This is a genomic window from Saccharopolyspora sp. NPDC000359, assembly GCF_040300525.1.
Lineage (GTDB): Bacteria > Actinomycetota > Actinomycetes > Mycobacteriales > Pseudonocardiaceae > Saccharopolyspora.
The window spans coordinates 30,893-47,656 of record NZ_JBEPDU010000054.1 but is presented as its reverse complement, the minus strand read 5'-3'; the positions used below and the strand labels follow the sequence as shown (position 1 = coordinate 47,656).

Genomic DNA, 16,764 nt, shown 5'->3' with positions numbered 1-16,764 from the left:
GGGCCGGGAGCGGCTGCGCGCCGCGGCGCCCGGCCACGTCGAGGCGGTGCGCGCGAACCTGCTCGACGCGCTCGACCGCGACCAGCTGCGCGCCGTCGCCGCAGGTCTCAGCGCGGTCACCCGGCACCTGCACCGCTCCTGACCACTCCCCGGACGGGTCTTGCTTCGCCGCGTCTTCCAGTGGATGGTCTTAGGGCTGCCGAGCCGCACCGGCCGCACCCGGCCTCGCCGGTGCCGACGCGGCAGCACCCCGAGATGCGAAGGAGTGAGATGAGGTTCCTGAGGTTGGGCCCCGCCGGGGCGGAACGACCGCACGTGGCAGACGACCAGGGCCGGCTGTTCGATCTGCGTCCGATCACCGCGGACATCGACGGGCAGTTCCTGGCCGACGGCGGCATCCAGCGGGCTCGGGTCGCGCTGGTCGCCGGTGAGCTGCCCGCCGTCGACGACGCCGGGGACGGCAGCGGCCTGCGGGTCGGTGCCCCGATCGCGCGGCCGATGGCCGTGCTGTGCATCGGGCAGAACTACGCCGCGCACGCCGCGGAATCCGGGTCGGCGCCGCCCGAAGTGCCGATCCTGTTCCTCAAGCACCCGAACACCGTCGTCGGACCGCACGACGAGGTGCTGATCCCGCGCGGTGCCGAGCAGGTCGACTGGGAGGTCGAGCTCGGCGTGGTGATCGGTCGCCGGGCCCGCTACCTGGACAGCGCCGAGCAGGCGCTGGAGTGCGTCGCCGGGTACGTGGTGGCCAACGACGTCTCCGAGCGGGCCTTCCAGAAGGAGCACTCCGGTGGGCAGTGGTCCAAGGGCAAGTGCGCCGAGACGTTCAACCCGGTCGGCCCGTGGCTGGTGCCCGCGGACGAGGTCGCCGATCCGCAGGCGCTGCGGCTGCGGACGTGGGTCAACGGCGAGGTCAGGCAGGATTCCAGCACCGCGGACATGGTCTTCGGGGTGGGCGAGGTCGTCCGACACCTGTCGCAGTACGTGACGCTGGAGCCAGGTGACCTGATCAACACCGGCACCCCGGAGGGGGTCGCCATGTCCGGGCGGTTCCCGTACCTGGCCGCCGGTGACGTGCTGGAGCTGGAGATCGAGGGCCTGGGCAGGCAGCGCCAGCAGCTGGCGCGGGCCTGACGCGGGAACGGCCCGGCACGCGAGGTGCCGGGCCGTTCCTGTTCCGGGCGCGGAGGCCCGCAGCGCCGACCCCCAGTGCGACGCTGTCCGCTGGCTCAGGCAGCGAGCTTGCGGGCCTTCGCGAACCGGTTGTTCGCCGGCAGCCAGGCCAGGACCACCGCGAGCACCGAGGTGGCCAGGCCGGTGAAGCCGAGGCCCTGCTCGACCGGCAGGCCGACGGAGATCGCCAGGATCAGGTGCGGCAGCAGCGCCAGCACGGCGAAGATGGTGACCAGGACGCGTGCCCAGGTCGCCGCCTTCATCGCCAGCAGGGTGAACAGCAGCAGCGGCACGACGAAGACGAGCGCGAGGATCGACTTCAGCGACAGCTCAGCGCTGGCCGTGGCGACGATGTCCTCCCAGAAACCCATGTCCTTGAGGGTCTGGATGGCGTCACCGGTCGACTCGCCGCCGGTCAGGGCGAGCAGCTCGTCCACCCCGATCGACTCGGGGGCCGCGTTGATCAGGTCGGTCGCGTACTGCTCGGCGAGACCCGGCCCACCGGAGAGCATGTGGATGGCGGCCACGATGCCGGCGAGCGCCGACACGGCACCGGCGATGACGAACGCCAGCAGCGTGCCAGGGCGCTTTAATCCAGCCGGGGAGGCCGCCTGCGGGGGAGCGGTCTGTTGGTACGTCACGACTTGGTTTCTCCTTGCCAGGACATCAAAATAGGGGGGATTTCCGCGGGGGTCCGCGGCACCGTCACCGGTCAGCCAGGGAGCGCCCGGCGGCCGGGGACCACGTGTGGATCGCCGTGCGGCGATCCCCGGCTCCGGGTTGCGCAGTGCGGGCCCGCGCACTGCGTGGGAAGGCGTCCTCTGTCGTCGCGCCACGGGGCGGCGCGACGGTGGTGCTGCGCATGGTGCTCGCGAATCCTCTCCAGGGCAGGCGGCGGCTCACGCATCCGCGCACCTGCGTCCGTGCGAACTGCCCCGAATCCGCCGGCCGGCGACACGCCGTGCCGGGGCGATCGCCAAGGGGACCGCCGTTTGGGGCGAGGCAGATCATTGCACCACCCCGCGCGGAGTTTCCAGCGATTCGGCGAAGAATTCCGCAGATCATTTGTTCTGGAGTGGAGATCAGTTCGGCGCACTACACTCCGGCTGCGAACAGCAGACGGAAAGGGTGCAGACCGTGCCGTTAGTCGGGGCCGCCAGTTTGTCCACGATCGACCTGCGCAGCAGGTTGCTCGAGTCACCAGGCGCGCTGCTGGACACCACTATGGACCAACTCCGGACCTTGGTGCTGGTGCACGAGGTCGGAACCGCGCTGGCCGCCGCGCGTGCGCTGGGGCGCGAGCAGTCGAGCGTGCAGAAGCAGCTGGACACGCTGAACCGGAACTTCAGGCAACTGTGCGGTGAACCGCTGGTGGTCAAGCAGGGGCGGGGGAAGAACGTCCTGTTCACCGAATCCGGCGAGGCCTTCGTGGAGATCGCACGGAACACGCTGCGGGACTGGCTCGACGGGGTGCACGAATCACGTCGGCTGCGCGGCGAGACGATCACTGTCGGCACCACCCGGTTCACCCTGGGTTTCCTCGCCAATGCCGGTGAGCACGTGGCGGCGGAATTCGCCGAGCGGGGCGTGGACTTGCGCGTGACGCACCTGCGAACTCGGGAACTGATCAGTGCATTGCGGACGAAGCAGGCGGACCTGGTCTGCGGGAGCGTGCTGGTCGGTGAGCCGGGGGAGAACGCACTGGCCGATGTGGACGTGCTGGAGTGGCGGCGCAGCGGGCTGAGCCTGGTGACGAACTTGTCCACCGGCCAGTTGCCGAACCGGCCGATGCTGGCCAGCCAGCTGCACTCGCTGCCACTGGTGATCCCGGCCAGCGGGCTGATCTCCGGGTTCCTGCGCGGGTGGTTCGGCGCCGACTGCCGGGGGCGGCTGGACATCGCCGCGGAGATCGACGACGTGCGCTACGGCTTCGACCTGCTGCGCTCGGAGCTGCTGCACGGCTGCATGATCGTCACCCGCGGGGTGGGGGAGGCCGCCGACGACGGGCGGCTGCCCGAGGGGCGCGGGCTACGCACCGTCGACCTGGTCAACGACGTGGGCCCGAGGATGCACGTGCTGGTCGGCGCTTTCACGCGGCGCGGCGAGCGGCAGTCCTACAGCGCCGACCACCCGCTGAACCTGCTGTGGGGTGCCTTGGAGCTGGAGAACGCGAAGTGGAAGAGCGGGGAGCACCAGCCCGCCGTGGCGATGTGATGCGCCGTTCGGGGCAAGTAGAACGTGAAAGTCTTTCAATTCCGTTGCCGGGTGGTTAGCGTCCTGGTCGCGAAGATCGACCGGGAGGACCTGGCATGCTGCGACGTTCGCGTCCCACCGCCGCCCTGGCCGCCGCGGCCGCGATCGCATCCGTGCTGGTCGCACCGCCCGCCGTCGCCACACCGGAGCCCGAACCAGCGCCGGACTACTGCCGCGAGCAGTGCCACCACATCCTCCCGCCCGGGCAGAACGGCAACGCCACCTTCGCCGAGCTCGTCGCGCACATGCTGCTGGGCTCCCGCCCCGCGCACTCCGACGACCAGCTGGCCGAGTACGACGCGCTCGTCGGCGGCTACTCGGAGCTGACCACCACCACGATCGCCGAGTTCTTCAACGACAACTCCTTCGGCGTGCGGCCCGACGACGTCGAGCGCAGCTACCAGCCGCGCGAGGACGTCACCATCGTCCGGGACAGGACCGCGGGCATCCCGCACATCTACGGGACCACCCGCTCCGGCACCACGTTCGGCGCGGGCTACGCCACCGCCGAGGACAAGCTGTTCCTGATGGACGCCATGCGCCGGGCCGGGCGCGGCGAGGTGACCCCGTTCGCCGGTGGCGCACCGGCCAACCGCGAGCTGGAGCAGCGGTTCTTCGCCACCTCGCCCTACACCGAGCAGGAGCTGCAGCAGCAGATCGACTCCGTGGCCACCCGGGGAGAACGAGGTCGGCAGGCGCTGGCCGACGCGCAGTCCTACGTGGACGGCATCAACGCCTACATCGAGCAGTCGCACCGGGGCCGCTACTTCCCGGGCGAGTACGTGGCCACCGGGCACGTCGACCCGATCACCAACGCGGGCCGCATCGAACCCTTCGAGTTGACCGACCTGGTCGTGCTCGCCTCGCTGGTCGGTGCCCAGTTCGGCGGCGGTGGCGGCAACGAGGTGCAGAACGCCGTCGCCCGGATGGCGCTGCACGAGCGGTTCGGGCCGGAGCGCGGTGAGGAGGTCTGGAAGGCCTTCCGCGCCGAGAACGACCCAGAGGCCACCAGCACCATCCATGATGGACGGTCGTTCCCGTACGGCGTGGCGCCGCAGGACCCGGAGGGCGTGGTGCTGCCCGATCCCGGTTCGGTAGTCGCGCAGCAGCTCGTCTTCGACCCCACCGGATCAGCGGCGCAGCCCGCGGCCGGGACGGCCCGCCCGGAGAGCCGCAACCCGGCGCCGACCACCGACGACCCGGTGGAGAGCCTGCGCGGCATCTTCTCCGACGGCCTGTTCCCGGCCGGGATGGGCGAGCCGCGCGGCATGTCCAACGCGCTCGTGGTCTCCGGTGCGCACACCGAGAGCGGGCACCCGGTCGCTGTGTTCGGGCCGCAGACCGGCTACTTCGCGCCTCAGCTGCTCACCCTGCAGGAGCTGCAGGGGCCCGGCATCTCGTCGAAGGGCGCCTCGTTCGCCGGGTTGAGCTTCTACACCCTGCTCGGCCGCGGCCAGGACTACGCCTGGAGCGCCACCACCGCGTCCCAGGACATCATCGACACCTACGCCGTCGAGCTGTGCGAGCCCGGCGGTGGTCCAGCCACTGTGGACTCCAACGGGTACCTGTTCCGCGGCGAGTGCCTGCCGATGCAGCTGGTCGAGCGGGAGAACGCCTGGCAGCCGAACCTGGGCGACGGAACGCCCGAAGGCTCCTACCGGCTCGTGTCGTTCCGGACCGCGTACGGCCCGGTGACCCACCGCGCCACCGCCGACGGCAAACCGGTCGCGTTCGCCCTGGCGCGCTCCACATTCCTGCACGAGGTGGACTCGATCATCGGGTTCCAGGAGTTCAACGACCCCGGTGCGATCACCTCCGCGGCAGACTTCCAGCGCGCCGCGCACGACATCAACTTCACCTTCAACTGGTTCTACGCCGACGCCGACGACACCGCCTACTTCAACTCCGGCGCCAACGTGGTGCGCCGACCCGCGGTGGACCCGAGCATGCCGATCGCCGCCGACCCGGCCTACGAGTGGCAGGGCTGGAACCCGGCCGACAACACCGTGGACCTCGCCCCCTTCGAGCAGCACCCGAACTCGATCAACCAGGACTACTACACCAGCTGGAACAACAAGCAGGCACCGGGAACCGCGGGCGACCGGGCGGAGAAGAACGCGGTGCAGCGCGGCGACCTGCTCGACGCCCGCGTCCGCGAGCGCATCGAGGCGGGCGGGAAGTTCAACCGCGCCACCCTGACGCAGGCGATGGCCGAAGCGGGCGTCACCGACCTCCGCGTCGAACGGGTCCTGCCGGACCTGCTGCGCCTGATCGACCGCGAACCGGTCACCGACCCGCGCACCGCGGAGCTGGTCAACCGGCTGCGGACCTGGCTGGCCGACGGCGGGCGGCGCGTCGAGGCGAAACCGGGCAGCCGGCGCTACGAGCACGCCGAGGCCATCGAACTGCTGGACGCGTGGTGGCCGCGGCTGGTGCGAGGCCAGTTCGAGCCGTCGCTGGGCGCACCGGCCTACCGGGCGCTGACCGGCATGATGCAGATCAACGAATCGCCCTCGGGCTGGCAGAACGGCGACCCGGACCTGCACGTCGGGCAGGGCCACCAGGGCTCGGCGTTCCAGTTCGGCTGGTTCGGCCAGGTGTCCAAGGACATCCGCGCGGTGCTCGGCGAGCAGGTGCCGGGCGGCTTCGGTGAACCGCTGTGCGGTGGTGGCGACGCGACGGCGTGCCGCCAGGTGCTCCTGGACACCCTGCGCCAAGCGGCGGAGACCCCGGTCGAGCAGACCTACCCGGGCGACGCGGACTGTGAGCCAGGGGACCAGTGGTGCGCCGACGCCCTGGTGCACAGCAAGATCGGCGGCATCGCGCAGGAGAAGATCAGCTGGCAGAACCGCCCCACCTACCAGCAGGTGGTCGAGTTCCCCGCCCACCGCCCCCGCTGACCCCAACCCCACCGCCACCCCGGCAGTTCCTCCGCCCTACCGCACGGATGGGGCTCCGCGAGCCCGGTCTCGAAGGGGTTCGGTCGTCCGCGGAGGTGTTCCGATGCGTTTTCCGGTCCCGGTGTCCCGCAACTTCGATGGAAACCAGACGTGTGATTTCCATTAGAATCGCGGTAGTTCCGACTCGCGGCGGTGTGTCGGGCGCGACACGCCGTGGGAGCCGCAGTTTCAATTGAAACTGTGAAACAGGTCGGGGCCGGGGATCGCTCACGCAGGGGGTGGGGTTTCCGCTGGGTGGTGGTTGGGGGCGGTGCACCTGGTCGGGTGGAGTGAGAACATGCCGGTAGTCGCGAACGGGAGGTTGTTGTGGGTGATCTGGGTGCTGTGCTGGGCCGGGTCGACGTCATCCGGGACGACCTCACCGCGCTCTACGAGGACCTGCACGCGCACCCCGAGCTGTCCTTCGCGGAGCACCGCACCGCCGCCGAGGTCGCGCGGCGCCTCGAAGCGCTCGGCCTGGAGGTCACCACCGGGGTCGGGCGCACCGGGGTGGTGGGGGTGCTCCGCAACGGCGACGGTCCGACGGTGTTGCTGCGCGCGGACTTCGATGCCCTGCCGGTGCAGGAGCAGACCGGGCTCCCCTACGCCAGTACCCAGCGCGGCACCGACCCGGACGGGCACGACGTGCCGGTGATGCACGCCTGCGGCCACGACATGCACGTCACCTGCCAGCTCGGCGCGCTCGACCTGCTGGTCAACGCCCGCGAGCAGTGGTCCGGCACGGTGGTGGCGGTGTTCCAGCCCGCGGAGGAGATCGGGGCCGGGGCGCAGGCGATGCTCGACGACGGCTTCCTGGAGCGCTTCCCACGACCGGACGTGTGCCTGGGGCAGCACGTCTTCCCGTTCCCGTCCGGAATGGTCGGCGTGGTCAGCGGGCCCAGCATGTCGGCGGCCGACAGCCTGAAGATCACCATGTTCGGGCGTGGCGCGCACGGCTCGCAGCCGGAGAGCGCGATCGACCCGGTGGTGATGGCCTCGGCGACCGTGCTGCGGCTGCAGACCGTGGTGTCCCGCGAGGTCTCGGGCCGCGACACCGCGGTGGTCACGGTCGGCTCGATCCGCGCGGGCACCAAGGACAACATCATCCCGGACCAGGCCGAGCTCCGGGTCAACATCCGCACCTTCGACGAGGCCGTCCGGGCGCGGGTGGTCGAGGCGGTGAAGCGCATCGTGCGGGCCGAGGCGGCGGCGTCCGGCGCCGAGCGGGAACCCGAGTTCGAGCGGCTCACCGAGTTCCCGGTGCTGGTCAACGACCCGCAGGCGACCGACCGGACGGCGAAGGCGCTGCGCGAGCAGCTCGGCGCGGAGCGGGTGGTGGCGCTCGACCCGGTGACCGGCAGCGAGGACGTCGGGCTGTTCGGCACGGCGGCCGGGGCGCCCACCTGCTACTGGTTCTTCGGCGGTGTCGAGCGCGGCAGGTACCTGGCGGCCCGCGAGGCGGGCACCCTGAGCCGGGACGTCCCGTCCAACCACTCGCCGTTCTTCGCCCCGGTCGTCGAACCCACCCTCACCACCGGGGTGACCGCGATGACCACCGCGGCCCTCACCTGGCTCGACCCCCGCTGAGGCCGGCTCAGGCCGTCAAGGGGGCGAGGAGGGTCTGGACCAGGGATTCCGGGGTGGGGTTGGGGTCGCCGGTGAAGTGGGCGAGGAAGGCGTTCTGGAAGCAGGCCCCGAGGAGGAGGGCAGCCGCTGCCCCCGGGTCGACGTCCGGCTTGAGCGCGCCCGCTCGGCGTTCCGCCGCCAGGTAGGCCGCGAGGCCTTCGCGGACCGCTCGCGGACCGGTTCCCCTCTCCTGCAGCGCCTCCCGGTGGGCGGCGTGCAGCGCCGGTTCGGAGAACACCGAGGCCGCCATCGGGAAGGCCTCGGTGTAGAAGTCGACCGCTTCGGCCGCGACCTCGGTCAGGACCGCGCGCAGCTCGCCCTTCCCGGCTCGTTCGGGCAGGCCGGTGAGCAGCGCGCGGAGGTTGCCGGGCACGCGTTCCTGGAGGACGGCGAGGAACAGGTCCGTCTTGTCGTGGAAGTGCTTGTACAGCGCGGCTTCTGAGTACCCGGACGCCTTGGCGATCTCCTTGGTGGTGGCGCGGGCCAAGCCGCGGGTGCGCATCACGTGCGCGGCGGCGTCGAGCATCCGGTCGCGCGTTCCCACGGCGGCTCCCTCCGTTGACAAGGTGGTGCGTGCTCGCGACCATGGTAGTTAGTGAGCACTCACCAACCAAGGGTGGCAGCATGCGGATCACCATCTTCGGCGCGACCGGCCGCACCGGGAAGCACCTGCTCGACCAGGCGCTGGCGGCCGGGCACGAGGTCACCGCGGTGGTGCGGGACCCCGCGAAGGTGACCGCCGAGCACCCGGCCCTGTCGGTGGTGCGCGCCGACGTCATGGACCCGGCGGCCGTCGAGCCGCAGGTGACCGGGCGGGACGCCGTCCTCTCGGCACTGGGTTCGACCAGCACGAAGCACCCGACGACCGTGCAGACCGGCAGCACCACCAGCATCCTCGCCGCGATGGGCTGGGCCGGGGTCCGCCGGTTCCTGGTGGTCAGCAACAGCGGCATGGTCACCGCGGGCGACGACGTGCTGACCAGGTTCCTGGTCAAGCCGGTCCTCCGGCGTATCTTCCGGCACCCTTGGACCGACATGGCGCACATGGAGGACGTGGTGCGGGCCAGCGGCTCGGACTGGACGATCATCCGCCCGCCGATGCTCACCGAAGGCCCGCGCACCGGCCGCTACCGCACGGCGGTCGACCGCAACGTCCGCGGCGGCAGGCGGCTCTCGCGGGCCGACCTGGCCGACTGCCTTCTCCGGAACCTGGACGACTCCTCGATCCGCGCCACCATCTCGGTCGCCGACTGAACCCTGGGGGCACGTCATCGAAACGGCCGCTTGACCAGCGAGAACATCGGGAATCGCGAGGAATGCCGCGGGGAGCTGGTCGCGAGCAGTGCCGGGTGCCGCCCCCGGTGCCGTTCGTTGATCGGAGTTGGTCGGGGCCCGGCGGCGTGGCACGATTCCGCAGGTGACCAGCACCTCCGCCGAAGCGCAGCGGCTCCGCGACCTCGCGTTGCTGCGCCGTGTCCGGGACCGCGTCGACCGGGAGTACGCGCTCCCGCTGGACGTCGAAGCGCTCGCCCGCGGGGTCGGCATGTCCGCCGGACACCTCAGCCGCCAGTTCCGCCGCGCCTTCGGGGAATCGCCGTACAGCTACCTCATGACAAGGCGCATCGAACGCGCGATGGCGCTGCTGCGCCGCGGTGACCGCAGCGTCACCGAGGTCTGCTTCGAGGTCGGCTGCTCCTCGCTGGGCACCTTCAGCACCCGCTTCACCGAGCTGGTCGGCATGTCGCCCAGCCGCTACCGCCGCGAGGCGGCGGGCGCCACCGAGGGGATGCCGTCGTGCGTGGCCAAGCAGGTCACCAGACCGATCAGGAATCGAGAAGCGCGGTCACCCGGACGGACCTAGCTTTGCTGGCATGGACATCACGATCGCCGAGACCTTCCTCCCGCACGAGGACCACGAGGCCTCGCTCACCTTCTACCGCGACGTCCTCGGCTTCGAGGTGCGCAACGACGTCGGGTACGGCGGCATGCACTGGATCACCGTCGGCCCGCCCGGCCAGCCCGGCACGTCGATCGTGCTCTACCCGCCCGCCGCGACCCCCGGCCTCACCGACGAGGAGCGCCGCACGATCGCCGAGATGATGGCCAAGGGCAGCTACGCCATGATCAACCTGTCCACCCCGGACCTGGACAGCACCTTCGAGAAGCTGCAGGCCCAGGACGTCGAGGTCGTGCAGGAACCGACCGAGCAGCCCTACGGCCGCCGCGACTGCGCTGTCCGCGACCCCGCGGGCAACATGATCCGCATCAACGAGGTGCGCTGATCGGGAACGTCCGCCGCCTGGAGGGACGACCCCCAGCAGCAGGGCCCGCGCGCAGGGGCGCGCGGGCCCCCAACTGCGACCCGCATGATCTGCGCTGGTCCGAGAGGGACCACCGCGTGATGGATGGAGACAACCGGATGAGCACGGCCAGCAGGGCGACCGCGCCGCACGTCGCGGACAGCCACGACATGATCCGCGTGCACGGCGCGCGGGTGAACAACCTCCGCGACGTCAGCGTGGAGATCCCGAAGCGCCGGTTGACGGTGTTCACCGGGGTCTCCGGGTCGGGCAAGAGCTCGCTGGTGTTCGGCACCATCGCCGCGGAGTCCCAGCGGATGATCAACGAGACCTACAGCGCCTTCCTGCAGGGCTTCATGCCGACGCTGTCGCGGCCCGACGTCGACGTGCTCGACGGCCTGACCACCGCGATCATCGTCGACCAGGAGAGGATGGGCAGCGACCCGCGCTCCACGGTCGGCACCGCCACCGACGCCAACGCGATGCTGCGCATCCTGTTCAGCCGCCTCGGCGAGCCGCACATCGGCTCGGCGCAGGCGTTCTCGTTCAACGTCGCCTCCGTCAGCGGGGCCGGTGCGGTCAAGTTCGAGCGCGGCGGCAAGGCGGTGAAGGAGCGGCGCGAGTTCAGCGTCCTCGGCGGCATGTGCCCGAACTGCGACGGCCGGGGCTCGGTGAGCGACTTCGACCTCGCCGAGCTCTACGACGACAGCAAGTCGATCAACGAGGGCCCGTTCAAGGTCCCCGGCTACAGCGCGGACGGCTGGTACGGCCGGATCTACGGCGGGTGCGGATTCTTCGACCCGGACAAGCCGATCCGCGACTTCACCGAGCGGGAGCTGCACGACCTGCTGCACAAGGAACCGACCAAGATCAAGGTCGACGGCGTCAACCTGACCTACGAGGGCCTGATCCCGAAGCTGCGGAAGTCGATGCTGGCCAAGGACCGGGAGGCGATGCAGCCGCACATCCGGGCCTTCGTGGACCGGGCGATCACCTTCACCGGGTGCCCCGGGTGCGGTGGCACCCGGCTCAACGAGACCGCGCGGTCGTCGAAGATCGCCGGGATCAACATCGCCGAGGCCTGCGCGATGCAGATCAGCGACCTGGCCGAGTGGACCCGCGGGTTGGCCGCCCCGTCGGTCGGGCCGCTGCTGGAGAACCTGCAGCAGACCCTCGACTCGTTCGTCGAGATCGGCCTCGGCTACCTCTCGCTGGACCGACCCGCCGGCACGCTGTCCGGCGGCGAGGCCCAGCGCACCAAGATGATCCGCCACCTCGGCTCCTCGCTCACCGACGTCACCTACGTCTTCGACGAGCCCACGATCGGCCTGCACCCGCACGACATCCAGCGGATGAACGACCTGCTGCTGCGGCTGCGCGACAAGGGCAACACGGTGCTGGTCGTCGAGCACAAGCCGCAGACCATCGCCATCGCCGACCACGTCGTCGACCTGGGGCCCGGCGCGGGGACCGCGGGCGGCACCGTGTGTTTCGAGGGCGACGTCGCGGGCCTGCGGACCAGCGACACCGTCACCGGGCGCCACCTCGAGGACCGGGCCAAGCTCAAGGCCGAGGTGCGCACCCGCACCGGGCAGCTGGAGATCCGCGGCGCGAACGCCCACAACCTGCAGGACGTCGACGTCGACATCCCGCTCGGCGTGCTCTGCGTGGTCACCGGGGTGGCCGGGTCCGGCAAGAGCTCGCTGGTGCACGGCTCGATCCCCGCCGACGCCGGGGCAGTCCAGATCGACCAGGGCGCGATCCGCGGCTCGCGGCGCAGCAACCCGGCGACCTACACCGGCCTGCTCGACCCGATCCGCAAGGCCTTCGCCAAGGCCAACGGCGTGAAACCGGCGCTGTTCAGCGCGAACTCGGAGGGCGCCTGCCCCGGCTGCAACGGCGCGGGGGTGGTCTACACCGACCTGGGGATGATGGCCGGGGTCGCCACCACCTGCGAGGAGTGCGAGGGCAAGCGGTTCCAGTCGGCGGTGCTGGAGTACCGGTTCGGCGGCCGGAACATCAGCGAGGTGCTCGCGATGTCGGTGGCCCAGGCCGAGGAGTTCCTGGGCTCCGGGGAGGCCCGGGTCCCGGCCGCGCACAAGGTCCTGCAGCGCCTGGTCGACGTCGGGCTCGGCTACCTCCGGCTCGGCCAGCCGCTGACCACGCTGTCCGGCGGCGAGCGGCAGCGCCTCAAGCTGGCCACCCACATGTCCGAGGAGGGCGGTGTCTACGTCCTCGACGAGCCGACCACCGGCCTGCACCTCGCCGACGTCGAGCAGCTGCTCGGCCTGCTCGACCGGCTGGTGGAGGCGGGCAAGTCGGTGATCGTGATCGAGCACCACCAGGCGGTGATGGCGCACGCGGACTGGATCATCGACCTCGGCCCTGGGGCGGGCCACGACGGTGGCCGCGTCGTGTTCGAAGGCACCCCCGCCGACCTGGTCGCCAGCCGCGCCACCCGCACCGGCGAGCACCTCGCCGACTACGTCGAGGGCTGACCGGGCGCAGCGCGCCGGGCGTTGCCGGCGCGCTGCCCAGCTCAGCTGGCCGTGGCCAGGGCCTTGTCGAGGATCTCCAGGCCCCGGTCGACCTCCGCGTCGGTGGCGGTCAGGGGCGGGGCGATGCGGAAGGTCCCACCCATGCCCGGGAGCTGCACGATGTTCATGTGCAGGCCGAGATCGGCGCAGCGGCGGGTGACCGCCGCACCGAGCTGGTCGGCCCCGTCCGGGCCGCCGACCAGCTCCAGGCCCACCAGCAGGCCGCGCCCGCGGACGTCGCCGACCACCGGGTGCGCGGCGGCGAGCTCGTCCAGGCCACCGCGCAGCCGGTCGCCGAGCTCGCGGGCGCGCAGGTCGAGGCGGTCGCGGGTCAGCACGTCCAGCACGGTGTTGCCGACCGCGGCCGGGAGCGGGTCGTTGACGTGCGTGGTGAAGAACAGGTAGCCGCGCTCGTGCGCCGCCTGCTCAACCTCCGCGCTGGTCACCACGGCTGCCAGCGGCAGACCGGCGCCGAGGGTCTTGGACAGGGTGAGGATGTCCGGCACCACGCCGTCGCGCTCGAAGGCGTACCAGTCGCCGGTGCGGCACAACCCGGTCTGGGCCTCGTCCAGGATCAGCAGCATGCCCCGCTCGTGGCACTTGTCCCGCAGCGCCGCCAGATACCCCGGCGGGAGGTCGACGACACCGCCGCTGCTCAGGACCGGCTCCACCAGGCAGGCCGCCAGGCTGCCCGCGGACTGGGCGTCGATCAGGTCGAAGCCGAGGTCGAGCTGGCGGCGCCAGTCCAGGTCGCCGTCGGCGTCGACGAGGTCCGGCCGGAAGCGGTCGGGGACCGGCAGCGCGAAGTTCCCGGGCGCGGGCGGCCCGTAGCCCGAGCGCCCGGCGCTGTAGGTGGCGTTCGCGGCGGCCTGCGTCATGCCGTGCCAGGACCGGGCGAAGGACACGACCTCGTACTTGCCGGTCACCAGCTTGGCCATCCGCAGCGCGGCCTCGTTCGCCTCGGCCCCGGTGGTGAGGAACACCGCCTTGTCCAGGGGCTCCGGCAGCGTGCCGGTCAGCCGCTCGGCGAGGTAGAGGACCGGGCGGCTCAGCATCCCGCTGTAGAGGTGGTCGAGCCGCTCGGCCTGCTCCCGGATGGTCGCGACGATCTCCGGGTGCGAGTGCCCGAGGATCGCGCTCATCTGCCCGGAGGTGAAGTCGAGGAGCTCGCGCCCGTCCTCGGTGACCACCGTGCTGCCCGAAGCGCGGGCGATGACCTCCGGGCTGAAGGAGCCGCGCCCCGAGTAGCGGATCAGGTGCCGTTCACGTGCGATGTCGTCCTGCATGCGCTGACGCTACGAAGCCGGGCCGGGCCAAGTCCACACCTCGTCCGGCGCGGTGGGGGCCACCACCAGCGATCCCCACCGGATCCGCGCACCCACCGCCGGGTTCAACGCGACCCCCGCCGCCTCGAACCCGGCACCTCTCCTCAAGCTGCCACGACCTCGGGGCCGACAGCGCGGCGCAGGGTCCGGAGGGCGTTGTGCAGGCGGCTCTTCACCGTGCCCGGCGGAACTCCCAGGGCCTTCGCCGCCGACACCGCCGTCCGGTCGGCGTAGTACACCTCCAGGACCGTCGCGCGGTGCGCCGGGGACAGGGTCTCCAGCATCGCTCGAACGACGATCTTCGCCTCCACCTGGTCGTGGGTGCTGGGGGCCACCGCCGCGTGCTCCAGGCCCTGGTCCGGCAGGCCGACTTCGGTGGGGCGGGCGCGGCGGCTGCGGTGCTGGTCCACGGCGATGTTGTGCGCGACGCGCAGCAGCCAGCCCCGCACCGAGCCCTGGTTCTCGGTGAGCCGGTCGAGGTTGCGCCAGGCCCGCACCCACGTTTCCTGCACGACGTCCTCCGCGGCGAACCGATCGCCGTTGGTCAGACGTGTTGCGTATGCGTGCAGGGCTTCGCCGTGGGCGCGCACCACGTCTTCGAGCTGAACACCGGGCATCGCTGCTCCCGCCGTCTCGCTTGCTGCCATCGACGGCAAGCGTCCCGGTCCGGGGCGGCGCGGTCGCTGGGCCTGTCCCCCGAGCGCACGGGGTTATCCCGCGTTCCCGGGTAGGGATAACCCCCGTCGGTTCACGGCAGTGCGGCGCAGGGCGCCGCGTCCGGGCTGGTCGCGGCGCCGGGGACCCACGCCACGTTGCGGAACGTCGCGTCGAACGGACCCTGCGCGAACACCAGGAACGGGGTGTTGACCCGCTTCGGGTCGAGGCCCGTCGCGGTGAAGCAGCTCAGCGGGATGGTGACCTTGGTGGGCTCGCCGACGGGCAACTCGCGGAGCAGCTCGGTGGCGTCCAGCTGGCCGCCGCACGGGTAGCCGCAGTGCGCGGCGATCGAGGCTGGGCCGCCGAGCGGCTCGTTCACCACCACGTCGAACACCAGCGCCGCCTGGCTGTCCACGTAGGACGACAGGTCGCGGGTGTCGTTGCCGGTCTGCAGGTAGACCTGGGCCGGGGCGGTGTTCTTCCAGCTCACGTGTAACCCGTCGCCGGTGCGCGCGGAGATCGCCTCGTGGTCCGCGGTGTGCCCGACGACCTCGGTGCCGTCCCACTTCTGCGAGGAGGCGATGTAGGCGCGGTAGGGCGCGTTGACGTCGTCGCCGAGGACCTGGAGGGGGCCGGGCGCCTTCACGGCAGGTGCTGGTCCGTCCGGTGCGGACGTGCTGCGCGCCGCGGTGTCGAGGCCCGGTCCGACGAGCAGCAACCCGGCGACCAGCGCGGCGACCGCGGTGGCCGCGACCGCGGCGGTGGGCACCAACCAGCGCCGACGTCGCGGCTTCGGGCGCGCCGGTTCGGCCCGCACCGGGGTGGGAGCGGTGAGCGCGCGGGTCGCGATCGTGGCCGCGCCGAGGGCGACGGTGAACTTCGGGTGGTGCGCCGTCCGCACCGGCTTGTCGAACTGCGCCTGCACCAGCTGCGCGACGAGTGGGACCCGCGACGAGCCGCCCGCGAGCAGCACGGCGGAGAGGTCGTCCTCGCGCAGCCCGGCCGAGGCCACCGTGCGCCGCAGCGCGTCGACGGCCACCTCCACCGACGGCCGGATCGCCGCCTCGAACTCGCTGCGCGTCACCACCAGCTCGCGCGGCCCCGACGGCAGCGGGACGGTCATCGCCACCTCGGGCTCGGTGGACAGCTCGATCTTCGCGCGCACGCAGGCCGCGCGGATCTGGGCGAGCGCCTCGGCCGCGGTGGGGTCGAGGTGGGTGATCGCACCACCGAGCCGGTCGTCGACGAGGGCCAGCAGCGCGTCGTCGAAGTCCATGCCGCCGAGGTGCTCGACGCCCTCCGGGGTGCCCAGGATCTCCATGCCGTCGGAGCGCATCCGCAGCACGGTGGTGTCCAGCGTGCCGCCGCCGAGGTCGAAGACCGCGACGACCTCGCCCTCACCGAGCGCCCGCTCCCGGCTGTAGTGCGTGGCAGCGGCTTCAGGCTCGGTGATCACCTGCACGTCCTCGACGTCGGCGAGCCGCGGCACCTCGGCGAACTGCTCCCGCCGGTAGGGGCCCCAGATCGCCGGGCAGGTCAGCACGACCGACGTGGGCGGGCCACCCATGTCGGCGCGGACCTGGTCCAGGACGGCGCGCAGCTGCGCAGCCATCAGCGCGCCCGGTGAGTAGGTGGCGCCACCGAGCACCAGTGGCGTCGGGTCGCCGAGGCGGCGCTTGAACCCGCGGCCGAGCCGTGCCGGGTCGCCGTCGGACTCCGCGGCCGCGGTGCCGGTCAGCAGCGTGCCGTCCGCTGCGTGGTAGGCCAGGGACGGGACGACGATCTCCGGAGACAACGGCACCATCCGCGTTCCCGCCGCGTCGCCGATGGCGGCGGATGTGAACGTGGTGCCGAGGTCGATCCCCATCGCGTAGGACACGCCACCTCCTGTGAACCCTGCTACCCAACAATCATCCACACGCGGGTCGAGACGATCGCACCCCAATGTAGGGGG

Annotated in this window: 13 protein-coding genes; 8 read left to right on the top strand and 5 right to left on the bottom strand. The window is 71.6% G+C overall.

The genetic code is table 11. The annotated features are described in order from the left end of the window. Positions 1–270: 270 nt before the first annotated feature. On the top strand, positions 271–1,134 hold the full coding sequence (locus ABT324_RS27785) for a fumarylacetoacetate hydrolase family protein (RefSeq protein WP_351183428.1): 864 nt from the start codon (positions 271–273) through the stop codon (positions 1,132–1,134). Between the two features lie 95 nt (positions 1,135–1,229). Here ABT324_RS27785 and ABT324_RS27780 read toward each other — a convergent pair whose 3' ends face one another. Beyond that, positions 1,230–1,814, bottom strand: a complete 585-nt coding sequence (locus ABT324_RS27780) for a hypothetical protein (RefSeq protein ID WP_351183426.1) — start codon at positions 1,812–1,814, stop codon at positions 1,230–1,232. 496 nt (positions 1,815–2,310) lie between these two features. On the opposite strand from ABT324_RS27780, the gene ABT324_RS27775 reads away from it, so the two are divergent. The 3 genes from ABT324_RS27775 (at position 2,311) to ABT324_RS27765 (ending at position 7,952) form a co-directional block, all read left to right on the top strand. Continuing rightward, entirely contained in the window at positions 2,311–3,387 is a 1,077-nt protein-coding gene (locus tag ABT324_RS27775; protein WP_351183424.1) for a LysR family transcriptional regulator, read from the top strand. Positions 3,388–3,482: 95 nt separating this feature from the next. Then, complete coding sequence (locus ABT324_RS27770; protein WP_351183422.1) at positions 3,483–6,326, top strand: penicillin acylase family protein; 2,844 nt, start codon at positions 3,483–3,485, stop codon at positions 6,324–6,326. A gap of 366 nt (positions 6,327–6,692) precedes the next feature. Next, complete coding sequence (locus ABT324_RS27765) at positions 6,693–7,952, top strand: amidohydrolase (RefSeq protein ID WP_351183420.1); 1,260 nt, start codon at positions 6,693–6,695, stop codon at positions 7,950–7,952. A 7-nt stretch (positions 7,953–7,959) separates the two neighbouring features. On the opposite strand, the gene ABT324_RS27760 is transcribed toward ABT324_RS27765, so the two are convergent. Continuing rightward, complete coding sequence (locus tag ABT324_RS27760) at positions 7,960–8,535, bottom strand: TetR/AcrR family transcriptional regulator (protein ID WP_351183418.1); 576 nt, start codon at positions 8,533–8,535, stop codon at positions 7,960–7,962. Between the two features lie 80 nt (positions 8,536–8,615). On the opposite strand from ABT324_RS27760, the gene ABT324_RS27755 reads away from it, so the two are divergent. The 4 genes from ABT324_RS27755 to ABT324_RS27740 all read left to right on the top strand — a co-directional run bounded on the left by ABT324_RS27755 (position 8,616) and on the right by ABT324_RS27740 (position 12,789). Continuing rightward, positions 8,616–9,245 carry an NAD(P)-dependent oxidoreductase gene (locus ABT324_RS27755; RefSeq protein WP_351183416.1) on the top strand — a complete coding sequence of 210 codons (630 nt, stop codon included), beginning with the start codon at positions 8,616–8,618 and terminating at the stop codon, positions 9,243–9,245. Between the two features lie 163 nt (positions 9,246–9,408). After that, positions 9,409–9,852, top strand: coding sequence for a helix-turn-helix transcriptional regulator (locus ABT324_RS27750; RefSeq protein WP_351183414.1), 444 nt, complete (start codon positions 9,409–9,411; stop codon positions 9,850–9,852). Between the two features lie 10 nt (positions 9,853–9,862). Beyond that, positions 9,863–10,273, top strand: a complete 411-nt coding sequence (locus ABT324_RS27745) for a VOC family protein (RefSeq protein ID WP_351183412.1) — start codon at positions 9,863–9,865, stop codon at positions 10,271–10,273. 137 nt (positions 10,274–10,410) lie between these two features. Next, positions 10,411–12,789, top strand: coding sequence for an ATP-binding cassette domain-containing protein (locus tag ABT324_RS27740; protein WP_351183410.1), 2,379 nt, complete (start codon positions 10,411–10,413; stop codon positions 12,787–12,789). Between the two features lie 41 nt (positions 12,790–12,830). Here the strand turns inward: ABT324_RS27740 and ABT324_RS27735 are convergent, their stop codons facing one another. The 3 genes from ABT324_RS27735 to ABT324_RS27725 all read right to left on the bottom strand — a co-directional run bounded on the left by ABT324_RS27735 (position 12,831) and on the right by ABT324_RS27725 (position 16,689). Further along, positions 12,831–14,114 carry an aspartate aminotransferase family protein gene (locus tag ABT324_RS27735; RefSeq protein ID WP_351183408.1) on the bottom strand — a complete coding sequence of 428 codons (1,284 nt, stop codon included), beginning with the start codon at positions 14,112–14,114 and terminating at the stop codon, positions 12,831–12,833. 143 nt (positions 14,115–14,257) lie between these two features. Then, a complete protein-coding gene (locus ABT324_RS27730; protein WP_351183406.1) occupies positions 14,258–14,800 on the bottom strand; it encodes a sigma-70 family RNA polymerase sigma factor in 543 nt (180 codons plus the stop codon). 101 nt (positions 14,801–14,901) lie between these two features. Beyond that, positions 14,902–16,689, bottom strand: a complete 1,788-nt coding sequence (locus tag ABT324_RS27725) for an Hsp70 family protein (RefSeq protein WP_351183404.1) — start codon at positions 16,687–16,689, stop codon at positions 14,902–14,904. Positions 16,690–16,764: the final 75 nt, after the last annotated feature.